Below are 20,112 nucleotides of genomic sequence, written 5' to 3'. Positions count from 1 at the left end.
CGAATCTGATTTAGTGAATTATTCGTTGGTGACCGAGATCACCTCTTCCAGCGAGGTCATGCCGGCTTTGACCTTGACCAAGCCGGATTCGCGCAAGTCTCGCACGCCTTCGCGCTTGGCTTGCTCCGCAATATCCATGGCTGTGCCCAGCCGCAAGATGATGCGTTGTATTTCTTCACTGATGGGCATGACCTGGTAAAGGCCCACCCGCCCTTTGTAACCATTGTTGCAACTCGAGCAGCCGACCGCCTTGTAGGGGCGCCATGAGCCGTCGATTTCATGGTCCTTGAACCCGGCGCGCAGCAATGCTTCTTTAGGATACTCCGCGGGCGCCTTGCAAACCTCGCAGAGTTTGCGCGCCAGGCGTTGCGCCGTGATCAAGATCACGGCCGAGGCGATGTTGAACGGGGGAATGCCCATGTTCAACAGTCGTGTGAGGGTGGTAGGAGCGTCGTTGGTGTGCAGGGTGGACATCACCATGTGGCCGGTCTGGGCGGCCTTGATGGCGATGTCGCCGGTTTCCTGGTCCCGGATTTCGCCGACCATGATGACGTCGGGATCCTGCCGCAGGAAGGCCTTGAGCGAGGCGGCGAAGGTCAAGCCGGCCTTGTCGTTGACGTTGACCTGGTTGATGCCGGGCAAGTTGATTTCGGCCGGGTCTTCGACCGTGCAGATGTTGACGCCGGGCTGGTTCAGGATGTTGAGGCAGGAATACAGCGACACGGTTTTGCCGGAACCCGTGGGGCCGGTGACCAGCACCATGCCGTAGGGCCGCTGGATGGCGTTCATCAGGCGCTCTTTTTCGGCCTGCTCGTAACCCAGGGCCTCGATGCCCATCTTGGCCGAGGACGAGTCCAGGATCCGGATCACGATCTTCTCGCCGAAGAGCGTGGGCAGGCTGCTGACCCGGAAGTCGATGGATTTGTTGCCGAACTTGAGCTTCATGCGGCCGTCTTGCGGGACGCGCTTTTCGGCGATGTCCAGCCGCGAGATGACCTTGATGCGCGAGGCCAGCTTGTCCTTGATGGCGATCGGTGGCTGGGTGACTTCGCGCAATTCGCCGTCGACCCGGAAGCGGACACGGTAGTTGAATTCGTAAGGTTCGAAGTGCAGGTCGGACGCTCGGGCGTTGATGGCGTCCACCAGCATCTTCTGCAGGAACTTGACCACCGGGGCGTCTTCCACCTCGGTGGACAGTTCGGCCGCCTCGGGCTGGGGGGTGTTCAAGTCGTCGGTGATGTCGAACTCGAAATCACCGGAGGTGAGCGCGCTGAGTTGCTCTTCGGCCGACGCAGTCTGGCCTTCCAGCAACCGAGAGAGCTTGTCGTGCTCGACGATGACCCATTCCGGAGTCAGCTGGGTGGCGAACTTGATCCGCTCGATGGCTTCCTGGTCGGTCGGGTCGGCGCCCGCGACGAACAAGCGGTTGCCCCGCTTGGACAGCACGATGACCTGGTACTGGTTCGACAGCTTGTTGTCGATCACGCCCTTGGGCAAGCGCTGCAGGTCGACCGCCGAGAGGTCGAGCACCGGCACGGCGAGGGAGGTGGACAGTGTCTGGGCGAGGTCGGTGGCGGAGATGGTGCCGCTGGACATCAGGGCGCTGACGAAGCTGCGCTTCTGGTCCTTGGCCGAACGGACGAGGTCGCCGGCGGACTTGACGTCGAGCTTGCCGGCATTGACCAGCACGCGGGCCACGCCAGTCAGCGATCCGGATCCAGGGGCTTCCACCAGGGTGTTATCGACCATTTAAACCACAAATCTCGAAAAATAGAGCGAGGCCTAGCGGGAAATCATCGGACATTCATGACCGCCTGTAAACCATAAAAGACCGAGAATCGCCTTTGATTATCGCGGCTTGGGTTCAATCGGCGGCCTGGATTTTCACCATGCCCGCGTAAAGACCTTGCCGGGCGATGAGCTCGGTGTGGGTGCCTTGCTCGACGACCTTGCCTTCGGACATCACATAAATGCAGTCGGCGTTGCGGATGGTGCTGAGGCGGTGGGCGATGAGGATCAGGGTTTTGCTGCCGCGCAGGTCTTCGATGGAACGCTGGACCACGGCCTCGGATTCCGAGTCGAGCGCCGAGGTGGCTTCGTCGAAAATCCAGACCGCGGCGTCACGGTACAAGGCGCGCGCGATGGCCAGCCGCTGGCGCTGGCCGCCGGACAGGCGGCTGCCATTGGTGCCCACCGCGGCATCCATGCCGTCGGGCAAGGTTTGCACGTGGTTCCACAGGTTGGCGGCTTTCAGGCAGTTCTCGACCTTGGCGCGGTCCAGGCCGTGGGGGCTGGCATATGCCACGTTCTGAGCGATGGAGCCCTCGAAGAGGACGATGTCTTGCGAGACCACGGCGAAGTGGCGGCGCAGGCTGGCCAGCTTCAGGGATTCGATGGGCGTGTCGTCCAGCAGGATTTGTCCGCTGCTGGGGTAGGCGAAACGCAGCAGGGTGTTGACGACGGTGGATTTGCCCGCGCCGGATGAGCCGACCAGGGCGATGGTCTGGCCAGGCTTCATGTGCAGATCGAGCCCAGCCAGCGCCGGGTTGGCGGCGCCTTCGTAAAGCAGGTGGACTTGGTTGAAATCGATCTTGCCGCGGCAGACCGGCAGTTCGGCGGTGCCCAGGTCGGGCTCGGGCGGGGCGTTGAGCACCTCGAAAGCCCCCCGCGCGGTGATCAACGCGCCGGTGATGGGCTGGAACACATCGGTCAGGTGGCGCATGGGCGACATCGTCATCAGCAGCGCGGTGATGAAGGAGACGAACTCACCCACGGTGGAGGCGCCTTGCTGCGCCTGGTAGAGCGCCAGGGTCAGGATGATGGACACGCCGATGGCGGCGACGATCTGGGTGATGGGCGTGACCAGCGAACTGGCGGCCACCTGCTTCATGGTCATGCGGCGATGGTGGATGGCCTGCTGTTCGAAACGCTTCAGTTCGAACTCCGTGGCGTCGAAGGTGCGCACGACGCGCCAGGCCCGGGCGTTGTCGTCCACCGTGCCGACCAGGCTCAGCTGGGCCTGATAGGCAGCCTCGCCCACCTTCGCCAGGCGTTTGCGGATCAGCTTCACGCTGACACCCAGCAAGGGCATCGACACGAAAGAGATCAGCGTGAGCATGGGGTTCAGGTAGATCAGGTAAGCGACCAGGAAGAGCAGGGTCGAGGCATCGCGGACGATGGACACGATGGCGCCGCTCATGGCGGAAGAGGCGTGTTGCGGATCGTTGATGATCTTGCTGACGGCCAAGCCCGGGCCCATGGTGGTGAACAGGTGGGCATCGGCCTTGAGCAGGGCGCTCATGAGGTCGCGCCGCAAATTCAGGACCATGGTCGACGTGGCCGAATTCATCACGTAGGCGCCACCGAAATTGAAGATGCCGCGGATGATGAACAGGCCGATCACGATGATGGGCACGATCCAGATCGGGTAGTCCATGCCTTCCTTGAAGCCCGAGTCGATCAGCTTCTTGAACATGGCCGGCAGGATGGGCTCGACCGCCGAGCCGAGGATGAAGAAGAGCAGGGCAACGCTCAGCATGCGCCACTGGGGGCGCACGTAGCTCAACAGGCGGTGGGTGGTGTCTTTGTCGTCCATCTCAGGGGGTGGTCAGCGCGTCGAGCACGGCTTGAAGGGGCGGGACTTGGCCTTTGCCGCCCAGGCTGACCACGCGGCCGGGGCCGGTGACGCCGGCCAGGCCGGGTTCGTGGTCGCAGTAGATGCCAATGGTAGTGCGTCCGTGCGCGGCGGCGAGGTGGGTCATGCCGGTGTCGAGGCCGACCACGATGTCCGCGTGGGCCAGGCTGTTGGCGGCCTCGGCCACGGTCAGGAAAGGAGGCACGGTGGCGCCGGTGGCCTGAGCGATGTCCTGGGCGCGCTTCTGTTCGTCGGGGCTGCCCCACATCACGGCGACTGCCAGGCCCTGGTGGGCGAGCTGGCGCCCGACGGCGATCCAGTCGGCCTGAGGCCACAGCTTCTCTGGGCGGCTGGCACAGGGGATGAGCACGGCATAAGGGCCCGGGACCGGACGCCAAGCGGGTTCGGTCACGCGCAGGCCGAAGTCCGGCGGTGTGCTGGGCAAGGGGTAGTTGAGCACCTGGGCAGCCAGTTGGCGGCAGCGGTCGACCGCGTGCAGTTGGCGTGACACCGAGGCGCGTCGTTGGTAGAACAGGCTGGCCAGGGGTTCGCGGATGCTGCGCCAGTCGTAGCCCGCGCGGGGGCCATCCGCGAAGCAGGCGAATCCAACACTTTTGAGCAGGCCTTGCATGTCGATGACGAGGTCGTAGCGTTGTTGCTTCATCTCGGCGCGCCAGGCCCGGATGGCGGCCTGGGTCTCTGGAGCGCGCAGGCTTTTGCGCCATTTGCGCCATTGCAGCGCGATGACACGATCGACGGCACGGTGCTGGCTGGGCATCGCGGCGAAACTTTTCTCGACGAGCCAGTCGATCTGGATGCCGGGGTGGGCTTGGGCCATGTCGCTGATGGCGGGCAGCGCGTGGACGACGTCGCCCATGGAACTGGTCTTGACGATCAGGACGCGCATCAACCCTGGGCCTTGGCTTGCTGCTCTGCCACCAACGCCGGGTTGAAGCGAGGGTCGTTGTACATCTTGAACTGGCGGTAGACCTTGAAGTAGGCCTTGCCGGCTTGCGTGTCGGCGATGAGTTCGTCCAGGCAGCGACCGAGGTCGCCGCGCTGCTGGAGGAGCTTCTCGAGCTTGACCTGGCTGCTGCTGCGGTGCGCGTCGTCCACATCGGTGCGCAGGGTCTGGGCGCGCATGGCGTGGATCTTCAGCGCCATGATGGACATCCGGTCGATGATGCTGCCGGCGGTTTCGCTGTTGAGGCGTGCGCCGGCCGGGACCTTGGACACTGGTGCATCGGTGTGGGCGGAAGTGGCATCGACCAGCCCCAGTTCGGTCAACAGGATTTCATCGATGCGTTCGGTGGCGTCGTTGCGGGCCTGGTTGAACTGGTCGATGGCGCGTTTGTTCTGCGCGATGTCATCGGCGCCCACGGTGGTGCGGCGCGCCAGGTCTTCCTCGGCCCAGAGGCTGCTGTTGAAGAAATGGTTGGTGGCGATCCAGTGATGAAGCAGATGAGCATGACCCTGCTGCCCGGGCCGGTCGGCGGGGGCGGCGACCGGAGGGCCGCCTGCGGCCATCAAGGTCTTGTCGTGCAGGTGGCTTACTTGCTCACCTAGGTTGGTCATCAGGCGCATCAGCTCGGGCTTGGTTGGGGGTCAAGTGCGCAATTATCAGACAAAGCCGGCGGGGGCGGTCTTGCGCCTGCCAAGGGCGGCTCGGGCCGGCAACGGATTGCAACGCATAATCCACTGGGCACATGGCGCGTGGACAAGATGAAGAAAATAGCCTCAAGCAATCTTTTCTGGGTGCTCCTGGTCACCGTTCTGGCGATGTTTGCGCATTCGAAGTCGCAAAAACAGATTCTGGCGGGCGGCGGTGACGGCTGGGATGGCATCAGTTACCACGCGTTATACGACCATTTCGTGGGCAAGCAGGCGGCCGCGCCCGCCGAATATCCTTTTTGCAAGCGGACCGGCCTGCCTTATCTGGCCTCGCGTCTGAATCTTGACGCGGCGAAGTCTTTTCTGGTCATTAATCTGGTCTGCGGTTTCATGGCCATCGGCTTTTGCTACCTGGTCCTGGTGGGCAGGTATTCGAGTCTGACGGTCTGGGCTTGCTTGATGCCCATGCTGTTCTACCTCTTTAGCCCGGTGCGTTTCCCCCACTACTACCCTTTCACCGTGGATCCGCCAGCCGTGCTTTTCTACGCGGTGACCGCTTATTTCCTGAGCCGAGCATTCTTCTTTCCCGCCATCCTTGCCTTGGTCCTGTCGTGCCTTTTCAAGGAAACCGGCGCTTTGCTGGCCATTCTGTTGCCCTTGGCCTTGTTCGCCATGAAGCGCGTGAATGCGAAGGCGCTGGTCCTGATGATCCTGCTGGCCCTGTCGGGACTGTTGCTGATGAAGCTGATCCAGCAGGGAGATTGCTCGGGTAGCCAGTTCCGTCAGGCCAGCCACAACATTGCACTGAAACTGACCCATCCCATGGGAGTCCTGAAATGGGTGGCGGGTATTTCGCTGACCTTGGCGCCATTCTTGATCCCCGCCTTGCAAAACCGTTTGCCCGCCTTCAAGGACCTGGAAACCGCTGCTGCCCTCAGTGCGGTGTTCCTGGCATTGGCAGTGGTCATGGGCCTGGCGGGTGGGTCGGACACGAGCCGGATATTCTTCATCATCTATCCCCTGTACGTTCTGTTCCTTGGAGCGCTGATCGACAGGGCGCCGACCGGGGCTGTCGTCGTGGCGATGGCGGGTGGGCTGATTGCGAACCGTGCCTTCAACCGGATACCGGAACCACAGAACTACCATCCGGACAACGATGTCTCGGGTTTTTTTTCTTATTTCCCCGACCATGGCCACATCGATGGCGCGCTGAGCCTCATCCTGTTCTGGATCGTGATCCAGTGGCTTGCCAGGCATTCTGGCAAGCTGAGGTCATCAGGCACCCACTGAGTGAGTTGCCAGGTGTCTGTGCTCAGTCCTGGTGGCGGAACTCTTCGATCCACGAGTCCACCAGGTCATCCGGATAGCCGCGGTGGAAATGCCGGCGCCATGGATAGGCACTTTCGTTAGAGCCGTCCTTCAGGATGATCTTGCTGGTGGCCCCCATGAACTTCGCGGGCGAGCCCGACACGATGGTGTCCGGTTCGACATCCCGGCTCACCGAGCTGTGCGCGCCGACCAGTGCACCCCGCCCGATCGTGACCCCCGGGAGGACGATGGACATCGTGGCGATGGCCACAAAATCCTCGATGGTGACTCCGAGTAGCACTTCACTGGGCGGGTGAGGGTCGTTGGTCAGCACTACATATGGGAATATCCAGACACAGTCGCCAATCGTCGATTTCTGGCCGATGTGGACATTGCTGTGGAAGCGCACATGGTGGCCAATGCTGCAATGCCCCTGGATGTCGCCAAGCGTGCCGATCTGAAGGTTCTCGCCGGCCCGGGTCATCTCCCGGACGGTCACGCGGTGCCCGGTGACGAGCCTTTTACCGAACGATGAGCTTTCGTAGAAGATGCTGTGCGACCGGATCAGGCCATTGGCGCCGATGACCAGCGGGGAGCCATCGCCCAAAGAGCTGGGGATGCCCAGTTCGCAATGCGATCCGATGATCGTTCCATCGCCAATTTCCACGTTGTCGTGAACGATAGAGAACGGACCGATGCTGACCTTCTGCCCAAGTCTAGCCTTGGTTGAGACGATGGCGCTGTCATGAATCATTCTGATCCCTCTTCAGCCGCCAAGTGTGCGTTTGAGCGTTGCGATCACCGCGTCGACCTCATTGTTCGTCATGGTCGGGCCCATGGGCAGGCTCAGCACCTCGGCGTGGATGCGCTCGCAGACGGGCAGGCTGCCGGGGCGCAGGCCCAACTCCTTGTAGGCGCCTTGCAGGTGGGGCGGCGTGGGGTAGTGGATGACTGTGTCAACGCCGGCGTCTTGCAAGGCTGCGCGCAATTGATCGCGTTGGGCATGGCGGATGACGAAGAGATGCCAGACCGGTGTCGAGTGCGCTGCGACCTGCGGCAGCACGATGGGCAGGCCTGCGAGCCCTGACAGGTAGCGCTGAGCGATCTCCTGGCGGCGCGCATTGTCCTGGTCGAGGTGGGGCAGCTTCACGCTGAGGAAGGCGGCCTGGAGTTCATCCAGGCGGGCGTTGTGCCCCTTCACCTCGTGCACGTACTTGACGCTGGATCCATAGTTGAGCAGCTTGCGCACCCGTTCCGCCAGTGCTTCGTCGTTTGTGGTGATGGCGCCTCCATCGCCCAGCGCGCCCAGGTTTTTGCCGGGGTAGAAGCTGAAGGCGGCGGCGTGGCCAAGCGATCCCGCGCGCTTGCCCTTGTGGCGTGCGCCATGGGCCTGGGCGGCATCCTCGATCACCTTCAAGCCATGTTTTTCGGCGAGGTCGAGAATGGGCGTCATGTCGGCGGTCTGACCGTAGAGGTGCACCGGCATGATGGCGCGCGTGCGCGGCGTCAGTGCTGCTTCGATGAGGGTGGGGTCGAGGTTGTAGCTGTTCTCGATGGGTTCGACGGGCACGGGAGTGGCGCCCACGTGACTGATAGCGAGCCAGCTGGCGATGTAGGTATTGGACGGCACGATCACCTCGTCGCCGGGGCCGATGCCATAGCCTTCCAGGATCAGGCTCAGTGCATCCAGGCCATTGCTGACGCCGATCGCGTGCCTGGTGTCGCAGTAGGCTGCAAAGCGTGATTCGAATGCCTTGACCTCCTGGCCAAGGATGTACCAGCCGGACTCTAGAACACGTTCAACCGCCTCCTTGAACTCCTGGGCGTGGCGCAGGTTGATGGCTTTGAGGTCCAGGAAAGTGATCGGCATGTTGTGGTTCTGCAAAGTAATGGGGCAATGTCTTCAGGGTTTCTTGGTCAACTCAAGAAAAGCCTGCTTGTCCCGGATGTAGTCGCTCTCATCGTAAAGGGCGTCGGCGAGGACCATGAGCACGCAATCCTCCGAGAAATCGTACATCTCTCGCCAGATCATGGCCTCGACCAACAGCCCTTGTGCCGGGTTGTCCAGCAGGAGTTCGATCTGTTCCTGGCCATCGTCCAGGAGGAAGCGGCAACTGCCGCGCACGGCGATGACGAGTTGCTTCAGATCCTTGTGGGCATGGAAGCCCCGGCGCACGCCTTTCTGGGTTTCGTACATGTAATACACCCGACGCACCGTGAAGGGCACATTGATGCCCTCTTCAAGCGCGATCAACGAGCCACGGTCATCACCATGTTTTTGCAGTGGAAACAGTTTGATGTTCATGGTATTGCTTAGTTGGCAGCCAGGGGTCCGGTCACCGCTTCCTCAGGCGCCGGAAGAATTGCTTGCGCGCTTCGTTTTGGCGCCGGATGACAGCATAAGACTCGCCGAAGTATGCTTTGAGCACTTTCTTGTAGCGCCAGAAGAACGGGACTTCGGGATGCCGGCGGCCCACCGCCATCAAACCGCTGAAGGTGTCGTTCTCGTGCTGCCCCAGGTCATCCAGGAAGGTGAGGGTGTGCAGCTTGTTGCTCAGGTGGCTTCTGGCCAATTCTCCATGTCCGGCGGTCTGCGCATCGCGCAGCACCTGCCGCATCTCGATGATGTGGAGGCGGCGCGTCTTGCGTTCCCAGGCCAGGCGTTGGGCTTTGGTGTCGAGCGCAGGTTGCTTGGAAACGCCGCCGTCGCGGTAGTGCACATGAAAATCGGGCAAGGTCATGGCGGTGCCCAGGCAAACTGCGCGGAAGACCATGGCCTGGTCTTCACAGACGACATCGCTGTTGAACGGGCCGAAATGCTCGTGCAGCCGCTTCGTGAAGGCGTGCGTGGCGCCAATGATGAAGGGTCGGTTCTCCAGCCACTGGGCGGGCGTGACCTCGTCGAGCTTGTCGGTGGGCTTGGGTTCGCCGAGCGTGCCATCGAAGTGCATGCGGACGCACTGGCTGCTGATCAGGTCGGCCTTCTGGCCACTGCGGTCCCAGGCCTCGATCAGGGTGCGGGAGCGGGCGGGCAGGGAAATGTCGTCACCGGCAGAAGCGATGAAGAATGCACTGCGGGATTCGCGAATGAGCAGGTTGACGTGCTCGCCGATGCCAAGGTTCCTGGGGTTGCGCCGGACCGTGAGCCGGTGGGGGCCACGGTAAGTGGCGGCGATTTCCTGCAGCACCTCGAAGGTGTTGTCGGTCGACGCATCGTCGGAGAACACAATCTCCAGTGGCTCACAATCTTGGGCCAGCGCTGCCAGGGCCGACTCCCGCACCAGATGGGCCTGGTTGTAGGTCAGCATGAGGAAGCAGGCGCGGTGTGCCTTCTGTACTTGGGTCATGGTTGGGCGGCCATCGATGGCGTCACGATCCTTGAGTCCGGGGTTGAACGTGGGCTGAAAATGGGCTCTGCAGGAAATGCCTGGGCGTCGCCTTGGGTGGGGTGGCCAGGGAGAAATCCTCGAAATTGATGGTCAGGTTGGGGTTGTAGGCAGGGTCCCTGGCGAACCAGTGGCCCCACCGCGTCTTCATGTATTGGCATTCTCCCGCGAATCTCAGTTTCTTCTCGCGCGTGTCTTCTTTTCCGCGGGAGGCCGATTCGTGGTGGAAGAACTCCGCGTAAGGGGTGTAAATGACCTTGTCCCCCGACTCACGGACTTTCAGGCAGTAGTCGATGTCATTGAAGGCGATGGTCAAGTGCTCTTCATTCAGGCCGCCGACGCGGTCATAGACGGCCCGAGGGGTGAGCAGGCAGGCCGCGGTGACCGCCGAGTATTCCTGGACCACGACGGCCCTGTCCATGTAGCAGGGGTCGTCGGCGGGCATGCCCTTGAACGCATGGCCGGCCACGCCTCCCAGGCCGACGATGACACCCACGTGCTGCAGGCTGGTATCGGGGTACAGGAGCCGGGCGCCAACAGCCCCCACGCCGGGCTGAAGGGCCACGGACACCATCTCGTGCAACCAGTTCGGGTCGATGATCTCCACGTCGTTGTTCATCAGGCAAACGTGCTGGCCGCTCGACTGGCGAACCGCGGCGTTGTTGAGCCGTGAGTAGTTGAAAGGGCTGGCGTCCTCGATGACCTTGAAGCGTGGATCGGCAAGCAGCTGCTTGATCTGGTCGATGGCCTCGGGGTCCGTGGTGCCGTTGTCGATGAAAACGATGTCGAAGTTCGGATAGCGCGTCTTGTGGAGGATGCTGCTGACGCACTTGCGAAGAAGCTGGGGCCGGTCCTTGGAAGGGATGATGATGCTCACCGAGGGCAGTTGGGCGGGCAATGCATAGCGGGTCCTGAGCTGCTGCTGGTCGGTGATCTCGACGGTCGCGCCAACGCCCTTGCGTTCGTAGTGTTGCTGGAGCGCCTGCTGGTGGCCTGGCAGGGCTCGTGCCTCGGTTTTCGAGGGCGCGTGGTAAAGCACGAAGGGGATGTGTCCGATCTGCGCCGCGTCGAGTTGTTCGGTGCATTTCAGGATCAGGTCGTAGTCCTCGGCAGCAGCCGGGCCCGACTGCGCTTCATGCAGGCCTTGTTGCAGGCCATTTTTGAAGACGAAGAAATGGCCGATGTAGTTGCCGGACCGAAGCAGGTATTCGTTCCAATCTGGTTTGAACCTCGGGCTCAGGCGGTTTCCGGCAGAATCGATGTGGTCGTCATCGACGTACAGGAAGGAGAGCTTGGGCTCGTCCTTCAAGGCCTTGCCGATGAAGAGAAGGGCATGGGCGGGCAGTGAGCCGCAGTCGCCGATGGCCGCGATGCAGGGCCCGGTGCATTGTCCGATTGCCAGGTGCATGAGGCTGATTCCAGCCTCGTGTGCGGTGATGTAGCGGATGCGTGCATCGGCCTTGGCAAGGGCTCGAAGCTGCTCACCGATCAAGGCATCGGTGGATGCGTGGCCAGCAATGCACAGCTCCCAGTTCGAATACAACTGATGCCTGATGGATTCGACGCAGGCAAGAATGACGCGCGCATCATCGGTCCTGAGGGGCAGGGCGATCGAGATCCTCGGGCCTTGTCCCTCGGAGGCCAGCCCGCGAGCATTGGCAGGCATGGTCTTCGCTTCAAAGTTGTCGTAGTGGCTGATCCATTCCTGGTAGGTTTTTTTCTTGGCGGCCCTTCGCTTGGCCAGCCGCTTCCGATTCCAGTCGGACAGGGGTCTGATGATGTTCATGATGCTGGCCGCGATTGTCCTGGGCACTGGGCTTGCCTGACGAGGTGTTCCTGGATGGCCTTGCGGCGCGCCAGGACGGCATAAGGCTTAGACGAACGAACCTGGGCCGTGCTGTTCGAATGCGAGCGCCAGTGATACAGGATCTTTGGAATGTGGATGATCTGCGTGGCATCCAGCTGCTCGGAGCAGCGCAAGGCCAGATCGTGGTCCTGGGCGCCTTCGAAGCCGACCCTCAACCCCCCCACACTCGCGACCAACTCCTGGCGATAGACCACCAGGTGCGACACCTTGTTCAGCTGGGTCAGCAGGCCGGGTGACCAGCCTGTCTTGCGCGTGGGCGACTCACGCTGGCTGTGCTCGTCGATCTTGTCCTCGTCCGTGTAGATGAACTGCGCTTGTGGATGGTGGTTGATGCAGAGGGCGACCTCCAGAAGGGCGTGCCGCGGGATGAGGTCGTCCTGGTCCATGAAGGCCAGGAACTCGCCCGTGGCCTGCTCGATGGCGGAGTTGGACGCGGCGGAGATGTGACCGTTGACGGGACGCAAGGTGAGTTTGATCCGCGCATCCTCGGCTGCCTTTTTTTGCAGGAATGGACGGACCCGTGGGTCACTGGAGCAATCATCGGCGATGCACAGTTCCCAGTCCTGGTAAACCTGTTGGCGCACCGACTCGATGGCCTCGTCCAGCCACTGCAGTGGTGCGTTGTACACCGGCATGATGACGGAGATGCGCGGGCGCCGGGTCAGTTGCTCACAGCTCGCTTCCAGGGCGCGCAGCTTGTCGGCGTCGATGGTGTCGTTTTCGGCAACCCATTGCCGATAGGCCGCGCGCTGCGGTTCACGGCGCTTTCTGAGCCGTTGGTAGTTGGCCATTTTCAAGGCCAGAAACAGCTTCGAGAAGTAATTGCTCATGGCGTCTCTTGCGTGATCGCTCTGCTCAAGCCAGCAGGAAGTCGGGCTTCTGATGGCTCAGATTCGGGTTGTAGCAGGGGTCGTGGTCCAGGTGCCTGGCCCACCGTTGCTGCATGTAGGCCTGCTCTGGCAAAAAGCGCGCCTTGTTCTTGCTGGAGGCATCACGGCCGCGGCTGACCGATTCGTGGTGGTACAGCACGGCGTGGGGGGTGAGCACGTGGCGCAGCCCGAGCTCTCCGACGCGAAGGCAGAAGTCGACGTCGTTGTAGGTCACGGCCAGGTGTTCCGCGTCCAGCCCGCCCACCTGCAAGAAAGTGGCTTTGCGGATGACCAGGCAGGCGGCGGTGACGGCGGTGAGCTGCAGGGTTGCGATCGCACGGTTGGCGTAACCAGGCGCATGGCGAGGGATGCCGCGCAGGTAGTGGGCCGCGATCGCATCCGGCGCATCCTTGCCCGGCCCCACCAGCACGCCCACATGCTGGACGGTGTCGTTGGGGTAAAGCAGTTTCGCGCCCACGCAGCCCACTTCGGGGCGCAGGGCATGGCCTACCATTTCGTTCAACCAGTCCGCGTGGATCGCCTCGATGTCGTTGTTGAGCAGAGCCACGAGTTCGCCCCTGGCGTGGCCCACGGCCATGTTATTCAGGGCAGCGTAGTTGAAGGGACTGTCGTCGCGGATGACGCGGACGCGTGGATCCCGAGCAGGCAGTTGCGCCAGGTAGTCCAGCGTGCGGGATTCGTCAGAGCCGTTGTCGACAATGATGAATTCGTAGTGCGGGTAACGGGTGATCCGGGTGATGGAGTCGATGCAGGTTTGCAGCAGCTTGAACTGGTTGCGCGTGCAGATCACGATCGACACCAGGGGCGCGGGGTCAGGGATGGCATGGTGGACCCTGAGAAGGCCTTGCCCGGTCACTTCGGCCTTCGCGCCCGGCGAATGACGATCGAGGTGCGACTGCAGGGAGGGCAGGTCTTCTTGGGCCAACCAGGTTTTGACCGGCGTGGCCCGGTGCCACAGCACCCGCGGCACATGGACGATCCGCTGTGCAGGCAGGCTTTCGGTGCAGTGCAGCAGCACTTCATAGCCCTGCATCCCCCCACCGCCAGTGCACTCGATCAAATGGGCGCGTGACACCCAGCAAACGTGTCCGATGTAGTTGGCGGAGCGTTGGTAGTCGGCGTTCCAGTCGGGCTTGAAGTGGTGGTGGCTGCGGCGGCCTTGCGCGTTGACCTGGTCTTCATCGGGGTAGACCACGACCGCCTCCGGGTGCTTTTGCAAGGTCTGCGCCAACACCAGCAAAGCCTGCTCGCGCAACTGATCACCGGGATGCATCACGCCCGTCCAGGCACCCTGGCAGGTCTGCAATGCGAGGGCCGCATGCTTGCCCGGTGGCGCGCCTTGCGGCGCGAGACACAGCCGGATGCGCGGTTCGTCCGCGGCCAGCTGTTGAACAAGCGCCACTTGTGCATCGGCACCCGAGGTGGGCAGGGTGACAGCCAGTCGCCAATGCGGGTAGACCTGGTTCAAGAGGCTTTGGATGCTGCGCTTGAGCTGCGCGACGTCGCTGTCAGCCTCCGCATTCAGCACCATGTCGATGACAGGGGCCTGGGGGTGGGCCTGCACCCATTGCCGCCAGGCGGACCGGTCTTGCGCGGAGGGCGTGTCGTGGGCGGCGATCCACGCGGTGTAGTCGACCCCCCGCTTCATCCGGCGGCGGTACAGGCGTTGCCGATTGGCCGCACGCAGGCCCTGCTTCAAATTCTGCAATGCGTCGCGGAGCAGGCCCCGCGGTTTGTCGAGCAGCTTCATCAAGATGACAAAGCCCGTTGCCGCGTGCGCATGTCGTCGGGGTAGCGCCAGGCGCCCACGACGCGGCCCAGCACCCGCGTGGCCCGGACCAGGTCCAGCACCAGCACGCGGACCATCATTTCGAGCGCGGCGGTCATGCAATAGCGCCAGCGACGTGCCGTGGACACCTGCTCTCCCAGGTGTTTGAGGTTGAACAGGAACTTGGACTGGATGTGGTGGTAGCCGCGCATGTACTCGGCCTTGAAGCGTCCGCTGCCGCCACTTGAACCGCGTGACAGGTGCGTGACCAAGGCCTGAGGGGCCACGATCAGTTCACCGCACTGCCGGGCCAGGCGCAGGCAAAGGTCGGTGTCTTCGTAGTAAAGGAAGAAGCCTTCGTCGAAGCCCTGGATGCGCAGCATGGCGTCGCGGCGGATCAGCATGCAGGCCCCGGAGATGAAGCCCACGCAGGCCTCGGCCTCGGCGCCTGGGCCCAGGGCTGACCAGGTGTTCGGGGCCCAGGTGTAGCTGATGTCGGCCTGGCCGGAGCGCCCCAGCAGCTGCGGTCCGATCATGGCCGCGCCTGGGTAGGTGTCGGCGCACCGGATGAGCTGGCTCACCGCTTCGGCGCTGACCACGCAATCGGGGTTGAGCAGCAGGACAAACTCGGTGCCGGCGGCCCAGATGCCCCGGTTGTTGGCCGCGCCAAAACCCAGGTTGCGGTCATTGGCCAGCAAGGCGGCCTTGGGCAGGTGGCGGCGGAATTGTTCGAGCGTGTCGTCGGTGCTGGCGTTGTCGACCACCGTGACGTGCGGAAAGTCTGCCAGCGCGCGGCCCAGTTCGGGGGCGCAGTGTGCGCTGTGGAAGGTCACCAGCACCACGGTGACGCGCGCAAGGTCTGCCGCGACCGACGCTGCCGGAGGAGTCATGACGGTGCTGGACATGGTGCTATTTTGCCAGCGAAGCGGTGCTGGTGGATTCGCCCGTCAGCGCGTTGCTGAACTGGTGCGGGTTCAGCCGCACATGGCGCCGTTCGGCCTTGTGCCACACGCTCAGGATGCGCCAGCCAATGCGGAGCTGCGACATGAGCCGCCGGACCACGAACAGGCCTCGCGCCTTGCTGGCGACAGGCGGCCTGCCGACGATGCCGATGGAAGACGTGCCACCTGCGGCGGACCGCAGGCCATAGTGCTCGCACATGTCGAGTTGAACGATGGCGGCGGGCTCCACCTGCACCGCGCGCAAGGCGTAGTGGCTGCTGATGAAGGCGTCCGAAGGACCCGCCAGCCCGCGATTGGCCTTGTCCAGCAGCTTCTGCGCGCCGGACGGCCAGACCACGTAGCCGGCCGATCCGGTCCGGTCCTGGAAGAGATCGAGCACGCCAAAGTCCGGGGTGATGGCCTGAACGCGCTTGCCCAGGATCTTCTTGCGGCCACGGATTTCCAGCACCGCCAGGTCGGTGTCCTTGCGTGACTGCAGGCGGTTCAACAGCGGTGGAACGCCATCGGCCAGCACGGCATCGTCTTCCAGGATCAGGGCGGGCTCGCCGCTCTTCACCACGGCCTGCCAGGCGTTCACATGGCTCAGGAAGCAGCAGACCTCGGCCTTGCGAAGAGGGCGTTCCCAGGTGAGGTGCAGGCGCTGGTAGGTACTGTCGGGCAGGGTGGCCGCGTCGACGGCATCGACCAACTGGTAGCGCAGGTCCAACCTGGCCATCTGTGCCGTCTGGAACGCCAGCCGATCGCTGTGCCTTGGCAAGTTGATGATCAGGGTCTGCATCTGGTGCACTTTCTGCGATCAAGTCCCGGATTGAAAAAGCCCCGCAAGCAGAACGCTGGCGGGGCTTTTGAATTTGGTGGCCAAGGGCGGAATCGAACCACCGACACGCGGATTTTCAATCCGCTGCTCTACCGACTGAGCTACTTGGCCGCTCGCTTCATCAGCGAAGACCAAAAGTATACATCAGTTTGCAGCCGCTTTTTTGTTGCGGCTCAGGTCAACGCCCAATTGTTTGAGCTTGCGGTACAGGTGGGTGCGTTCCAGGCCGGTCTTCTCGGCGACGCGCGTCATGCTGCCGCCTTCGCGGGCCAGGTGGAACTCGAAGTAGGCGCGTTCGAAATCATCGCGGGCTTCACGCAAGGGGCGGTCGAGCTCGAAGCTTTGCTCGTGCGACAGCGCCTGGTGCGTGGCGAAGCCATGGTTGGCCGGGGCATGGTGGTGCGTGTCGACCGGGTGGTGCGACTCGATGCGCACCGCGGCCAGGCTGGGCATGCTGCTGTAGGACGGGGCGGCCGTGATGGGCGTGACCGTGGCCAGGTGCACGGGCGCTTGCGAGGTGTTGGCGCGTGGTGCGGGCTTGGTCAGGCCCTGCTCGACAGCGCGCAGCAGCTTCTGCATGGTCACTGGTTTTTCGAGGAAGGCTTGCGCGCCGAACTTGGTGGCTTCGACCGCGGTGTCGATGGTGCCGTGGCCGGACATCATGATCACGGGCATCGTGAGTTGGCCGTTGGCGGACCATTCCTTGAGGAGCGTGACGCCATCGACATCGGGCATCCAGATGTCGAGCAAGACCAGGTCTGGCTTGCAGGACTCTCGCATGGTGCGGGCTTGCGCCGCGTTTTCGGCGACTTCGACGGAATGACCTTCGTCGGTGAGGATTTCTGAGAGCAGGGCACGGATGCCCAGTTCGTCGTCAACTACAAGAATGGTGGCCATGAATTTAATGTCCTCGGTAGTCGGAACACGACTAGTGTGTACCAGCCAGAGGTAATGTGGATGACAGCTTTGAAAATGATAACGAAACTTGAGCGCCTCTCCAAACGACTTCTTCCGAGGGCTTGCCTGGGGGTGCGGCCATTGTGTCGGGGTTTTCGACGTTTCTGATGCGCACCAGGGCATGGTGTTCATCGGCGATTTTCTTGACGACGGCCAAGCCGAGGCCGGTTCCTTTTGCTTTGGTGGTGACGTAGGGCTCGAAAGCCCGCTTGAGTATTTTGTCTGAAAAGCCCGGGCCATTGTCGCGCACCGCGAGCCTGACCGCACGAATGCTGCCATCGGGGTGGCGCGGAACATCGGTGCGAACAAGCACTTGAGGGGCTTGGTCCGATGGCGGATGTTCGTTGACCACGTCCAGCGCGTTCTGCACGAGGTTGTGCACAACTTGCCGGAGCAAGGTGGCATCGCCCAGGATGGTGGGCAGTTCGGGTGCCAGTTCTGTGACCAGCAAGCCCTTGTCGATCGCGTGTCCGTACAGGGCCAGCACGTCGGTGATCAAAGCGTTCAGGTCAAGCGGGACGAGCTTGGCCGTCGGCAGGCGCGCGTAGTCGCGGAACTCGTTGATCAAGGTCTTGAGGGCCTGCACCTGCGTGACGATGGTGTTGACCGAGCGGTTGAGCAGCGCACGACCGGGCTCGTCGAGCTTGTCTTCGAGCTTGAGCTGGATGCGTTCGGCCGACAGCTGGATGGGCGTGAGCGGGTTCTTGATCTCGTGGGCCACGCGCCGCGCAACCTCGGCCCAGGCTTCGGCGCGCTGGGCCGACACGACCTCGGTGATGTCGTCGAACACGATGAGGTTGGCGTCAGGTGGCAGGTCGGCGCCTCGCACCAGCAGGGTCTGCGGCTCTTGCTCGGGGCTCAGTTGCAACTCATACGACTCTTGCCATTGCTGGCGTTCGCCCGGCGTGGGGTCGCTGGCGTAAAGCTCGAAGCGTTCGGTCAGGGCATCGGCAAAGGTCTGCAGGCCGGGCACGTCTGACAAAGGCCGGCCGCGGTAGGCCGACAAGGGCAGGCGCAGGATGCGGGTGGCGCCAGGGTTGACGGTGTCGATGTTGCCGTGCTCGTCGAACACGATGACGCCAGCGGTGAGGTTGTCGAGGATGGTCTGCAAGTGGCCGCGGGCGCTGTCGAGTTCGGCCACGCTGCGCTGGGCCAGGTTGCGGGCGTCGGACAATTGCTGGGTCATGGCGGCGAAGGAACGCGTCAGGCCGCCGAGTTCATCGTGGCTCGCGAAGATGGCTTTGGGGCTCAGGTCGCCCTTGGCCACCTTGTCCACGCCTTCGGCCAGCAGCAGCAGCGGGTGGGCCAGTTGCTGGCCGAGGATGGCCGCGAGCAGCAGCGCGCCGAACACGGCCAGGATCAGTGCCAGGGTCAGCGTGCCGATGTACATGCGCCGCAGGCCTTCGCGGCCCAGCGAGCGCTGCTGGTATTCGCGGTAGGCGTTCTGCACGTCCAGGGCGTTCTTGACGAGGTCAGCGCGCAGCTTCTGCGTCACCAGCAGGTAGTGGGCTTTGCTCTGCAGGCTGAAACTGCGGTCGGGCATCCAGGCCAGCACCACGATGCGGGCCTCGGTGTTCACGCTGTTGAGCGGGATGGGCGCGGTGCTGTCGCCTTTTTCTTCCAGGCCTTCGATGATGTTGACCACGCCTTTGTTTCGAGCCTCCTGGCGCCAGGCCAGTGGCACCCGTTCGGCCGACATGATCGGCAGGGTCTCGCTGCCCGCGCCGATCTGGACCTGGCCGGTCTCGCTGATCAGGGCCACGGACTGCGCACCGAGCTGTTCGCGCACCCGCTCGAGGTCGAGCACGCCGGGCATCAAGGGCAAGGTGTCGGCGCTGTTGGGCGAGCCGCCCAGGCGCTCGGCGGCCAGTCGGGTCTTGTTGGCCAGGTCCAGGCCCAGGGTGTCGATGGTGCTGCGGCCCAGGTTGAGGCCGGCTTCGAGGGCGCTTTCAACGCGCACGTCGAACCAGGTCTCGATGCTGCGCGACACGAACTGGTAAGACACCGTGTAGATCAGCAGGCCGGGGATCACGCCCACCACGGCGAAGATGCCGGCGAGCTTGAGCAACAGGCGGCTGCCGAACTTGCGGCGCCGCAGGCGCACGGCCAGGCGGGCCAGCGCCAACACGATGACCAGCACCAGCAAGGACGCGATGGCGATGTTGGCGATGAACAGCCATTCGAAGTGCCGTTCGTAGCGTTCGCCGTTCTGGGTGGCGAAGACCAGCATGAAGGCCAGCACGAGGCCGGCGCCGGTCATGGCCAGGCTGGAAACGATCCAGGCCCAGCGGTTGGCTTTGATGGAGCTCATGCGGGGTCAGCGGCCGGCGTTGACGGTGATGCGGCGCTGCACGGCAAGGTTCCAGCCGTTCTGGTCGCCCAGGCCGATTTGCATGGGCCGGGGCAGTTCGTCGGTGTCGAGGCGGAAGCTGAAGTTGACGTAGTGGTCGTCGTCACCGGAGACGTTGTCCGAGATGCGCCATTGCGAGGCCCGGCGCATGACGCCCAAGGCTTCGCTCAGCGAGTTGTAGGAGCGGCTGAGGCCGTCGAAGCTCAGGCGCCAGTGGCGGGTGAGCGGCTGGTAGGCCAGGCGCCAGCGCCGGAGCACGCGGGCCTTGGGCTTGTCGTACCAGTACCAACGGCTCTTGACCAGCTCGGCTTCGGCGACGAAGACCAGGGCCACGCCTTTGAGCAGCGCGTCTTCGACATCCTTGGCGAGTTCGAGCCGCACCGCGTAGCTCAGCAGGAGGCCGTCCTCGCCGCGTTCGGTCACCAATTGCGTGAGCTCAATGCCGGGGTGGCCGCTGGTCTGGGCGAGCGAGGGCAGCCCGGTCTGTGCCAGAGCGACGGTCAGCAGTGCAGAGGCACTGCGTTGCAGCAGGTCTCGGCGGCGCAACAGGGGCATCGAGCAC

17 protein-coding genes and 1 tRNA gene are annotated in these 20,112 nt (G+C 63.2%); 1 reads left to right on the top strand and 17 read right to left on the bottom strand.

The genetic code is table 11. The annotated features are described in order from the left end of the window. Positions 1–18: 18 nt before the first annotated feature. The 4 genes from pilB to ACREB4_RS03040 form a co-directional block, all read right to left on the bottom strand. On the bottom strand, positions 19–1,749 hold the full coding sequence (gene pilB / locus ACREB4_RS03055) for a type IV-A pilus assembly ATPase PilB (protein WP_431586718.1): 1,731 nt from the start codon (positions 1,747–1,749) through the stop codon (positions 19–21). A gap of 115 nt (positions 1,750–1,864) precedes the next feature. Further along, complete coding sequence (locus ACREB4_RS03050) at positions 1,865–3,595, bottom strand: ABC transporter ATP-binding protein (protein ID WP_431586717.1); 1,731 nt, start codon at positions 3,593–3,595, stop codon at positions 1,865–1,867. A gap of 1 nt (position 3,596) precedes the next feature. Further along, on the bottom strand, positions 3,597–4,541 hold the full coding sequence (gene waaC / locus ACREB4_RS03045) for a lipopolysaccharide heptosyltransferase I (RefSeq protein WP_431586716.1): 945 nt from the start codon (positions 4,539–4,541) through the stop codon (positions 3,597–3,599). Beyond that, positions 4,541–5,209 carry a DUF4254 domain-containing protein gene (locus ACREB4_RS03040; RefSeq protein ID WP_431586715.1) on the bottom strand — a complete coding sequence of 223 codons (669 nt, stop codon included), beginning with the start codon at positions 5,207–5,209 and terminating at the stop codon, positions 4,541–4,543. Before ACREB4_RS03040 ends, waaC begins: the two co-directional genes overlap by 1 nt. A gap of 138 nt (positions 5,210–5,347) precedes the next feature. On the opposite strand from ACREB4_RS03040, the gene ACREB4_RS03035 reads away from it, so the two are divergent. Continuing rightward, positions 5,348–6,535: a hypothetical protein gene (locus ACREB4_RS03035; RefSeq protein WP_431586714.1), complete on the top strand. Its 1,188-nt coding sequence runs from the start codon at positions 5,348–5,350 to the stop codon at positions 6,533–6,535. A gap of 22 nt (positions 6,536–6,557) precedes the next feature. Here ACREB4_RS03035 and ACREB4_RS03030 read toward each other — a convergent pair whose 3' ends face one another. The 13 genes from ACREB4_RS03030 to ACREB4_RS02970 all read right to left on the bottom strand — a co-directional run bounded on the left by ACREB4_RS03030 (position 6,558) and on the right by ACREB4_RS02970 (position 20,105). Continuing rightward, on the bottom strand, positions 6,558–7,307 hold the full coding sequence (locus tag ACREB4_RS03030) for an N-acetyltransferase (RefSeq protein ID WP_431586713.1): 750 nt from the start codon (positions 7,305–7,307) through the stop codon (positions 6,558–6,560). Positions 7,308–7,319: 12 nt separating this feature from the next. Continuing rightward, the gene (locus ACREB4_RS03025) at positions 7,320–8,423 is read right to left on the bottom strand and encodes a DegT/DnrJ/EryC1/StrS family aminotransferase (RefSeq protein ID WP_431586712.1); all 1,104 of its coding nucleotides are present in this window, start codon (positions 8,421–8,423) and stop codon (positions 7,320–7,322) included. Positions 8,424–8,456: 33 nt separating this feature from the next. Continuing rightward, entirely contained in the window at positions 8,457–8,858 is a 402-nt protein-coding gene (locus ACREB4_RS03020; protein WP_431586711.1) for a sugar 3,4-ketoisomerase, read from the bottom strand. A gap of 31 nt (positions 8,859–8,889) precedes the next feature. Next, on the bottom strand, positions 8,890–9,900 hold the full coding sequence (locus ACREB4_RS03015) for a glycosyltransferase family 2 protein (protein ID WP_431586710.1): 1,011 nt from the start codon (positions 9,898–9,900) through the stop codon (positions 8,890–8,892). A 22-nt stretch (positions 9,901–9,922) separates the two neighbouring features. After that, positions 9,923–11,725 carry a glycosyltransferase family 2 protein gene (locus ACREB4_RS03010; protein WP_431586709.1) on the bottom strand — a complete coding sequence of 601 codons (1,803 nt, stop codon included), beginning with the start codon at positions 11,723–11,725 and terminating at the stop codon, positions 9,923–9,925. Continuing rightward, on the bottom strand, positions 11,722–12,636 hold the full coding sequence (locus ACREB4_RS03005; RefSeq protein WP_431586708.1) for a glycosyltransferase family 2 protein: 915 nt from the start codon (positions 12,634–12,636) through the stop codon (positions 11,722–11,724). Before ACREB4_RS03005 ends, ACREB4_RS03010 begins: the two co-directional genes overlap by 4 nt. A gap of 25 nt (positions 12,637–12,661) precedes the next feature. Further along, complete coding sequence (locus ACREB4_RS03000) at positions 12,662–14,446, bottom strand: glycosyltransferase family 2 protein (protein ID WP_431586707.1); 1,785 nt, start codon at positions 14,444–14,446, stop codon at positions 12,662–12,664. Beyond that, on the bottom strand, positions 14,446–15,369 hold the full coding sequence (locus tag ACREB4_RS02995) for a glycosyltransferase family 2 protein (protein WP_431586706.1): 924 nt from the start codon (positions 15,367–15,369) through the stop codon (positions 14,446–14,448). Before ACREB4_RS02995 ends, ACREB4_RS03000 begins: the two co-directional genes overlap by 1 nt. Before the next feature lie 4 nt (positions 15,370–15,373). Next, positions 15,374–16,204 carry a glycosyltransferase family 25 protein gene (locus ACREB4_RS02990; protein ID WP_431586705.1) on the bottom strand — a complete coding sequence of 277 codons (831 nt, stop codon included), beginning with the start codon at positions 16,202–16,204 and terminating at the stop codon, positions 15,374–15,376. A gap of 74 nt (positions 16,205–16,278) precedes the next feature. Continuing rightward, positions 16,279–16,354, bottom strand: a tRNA-Phe gene (locus ACREB4_RS02985). Between the two features lie 33 nt (positions 16,355–16,387). Then, on the bottom strand, positions 16,388–17,140 hold the full coding sequence (locus tag ACREB4_RS02980) for a response regulator (protein ID WP_431586704.1): 753 nt from the start codon (positions 17,138–17,140) through the stop codon (positions 16,388–16,390). A 31-nt stretch (positions 17,141–17,171) separates the two neighbouring features. Further along, entirely contained in the window at positions 17,172–19,511 is a 2,340-nt protein-coding gene (locus tag ACREB4_RS02975; RefSeq protein ID WP_431586703.1) for an ATP-binding protein, read from the bottom strand. A 6-nt stretch (positions 19,512–19,517) separates the two neighbouring features. After that, entirely contained in the window at positions 19,518–20,105 is a 588-nt protein-coding gene (locus ACREB4_RS02970; protein WP_431586702.1) for a DUF4390 domain-containing protein, read from the bottom strand. Between the last annotated feature and the right edge of the window lie 7 nt (positions 20,106–20,112).

Source organism: Aquabacterium sp., from assembly GCF_050725395.1.
GTDB lineage: Bacteria > Pseudomonadota > Gammaproteobacteria > Burkholderiales > Burkholderiaceae_C > Aquabacterium.
This window is presented reverse-complemented; position numbering and strand designations above follow the sequence as displayed.

Excerpts from the sequence above, each read along its gene's own strand:
- pilB (WP_431586718.1), bottom strand. The coding sequence starts at position 1,749 with ATGGTCGATAACACCCTGGTGGAAGCCCCTGGATCCGGATCGCTGACT.
- ACREB4_RS03050 (WP_431586717.1), bottom strand. The coding sequence starts at position 3,595 with ATGGACGACAAAGACACCACCCACCGCCTGTTGAGCTACGTGCGCCCC.
- waaC (WP_431586716.1), bottom strand. The coding sequence starts at position 4,541 with ATGCGCGTCCTGATCGTCAAGACCAGTTCCATGGGCGACGTCGTCCAC.
- ACREB4_RS03040 (WP_431586715.1), bottom strand. The coding sequence starts at position 5,209 with ATGACCAACCTAGGTGAGCAAGTAAGCCACCTGCACGACAAGACCTTG.
- ACREB4_RS03030 (WP_431586713.1), bottom strand. The coding sequence starts at position 7,307 with ATGATTCATGACAGCGCCATCGTCTCAACCAAGGCTAGACTTGGGCAG.
- ACREB4_RS03025 (WP_431586712.1), bottom strand. The coding sequence starts at position 8,423 with ATGCCGATCACTTTCCTGGACCTCAAAGCCATCAACCTGCGCCACGCC.
- ACREB4_RS03020 (WP_431586711.1), bottom strand. The coding sequence starts at position 8,858 with ATGAACATCAAACTGTTTCCACTGCAAAAACATGGTGATGACCGTGGC.
- ACREB4_RS03015 (WP_431586710.1), bottom strand. The coding sequence starts at position 9,900 with ATGACCCAAGTACAGAAGGCACACCGCGCCTGCTTCCTCATGCTGACC.
- ACREB4_RS03010 (WP_431586709.1), bottom strand. The coding sequence starts at position 11,725 with ATGAACATCATCAGACCCCTGTCCGACTGGAATCGGAAGCGGCTGGCC.
- ACREB4_RS03005 (WP_431586708.1), bottom strand. The coding sequence starts at position 12,636 with ATGAGCAATTACTTCTCGAAGCTGTTTCTGGCCTTGAAAATGGCCAAC.
- ACREB4_RS03000 (WP_431586707.1), bottom strand. The coding sequence starts at position 14,446 with ATGAAGCTGCTCGACAAACCGCGGGGCCTGCTCCGCGACGCATTGCAG.
- ACREB4_RS02995 (WP_431586706.1), bottom strand. The coding sequence starts at position 15,369 with ATGTCCAGCACCGTCATGACTCCTCCGGCAGCGTCGGTCGCGGCAGAC.
- ACREB4_RS02990 (WP_431586705.1), bottom strand. The coding sequence starts at position 16,204 with ATGCAGACCCTGATCATCAACTTGCCAAGGCACAGCGATCGGCTGGCG.
- ACREB4_RS02980 (WP_431586704.1), bottom strand. The coding sequence starts at position 17,140 with ATGGCCACCATTCTTGTAGTTGACGACGAACTGGGCATCCGTGCCCTG.
- ACREB4_RS02975 (WP_431586703.1), bottom strand. The coding sequence starts at position 19,511 with ATGAGCTCCATCAAAGCCAACCGCTGGGCCTGGATCGTTTCCAGCCTG.
- ACREB4_RS02970 (WP_431586702.1), bottom strand. The coding sequence starts at position 20,105 with ATGCCCCTGTTGCGCCGCCGAGACCTGCTGCAACGCAGTGCCTCTGCA.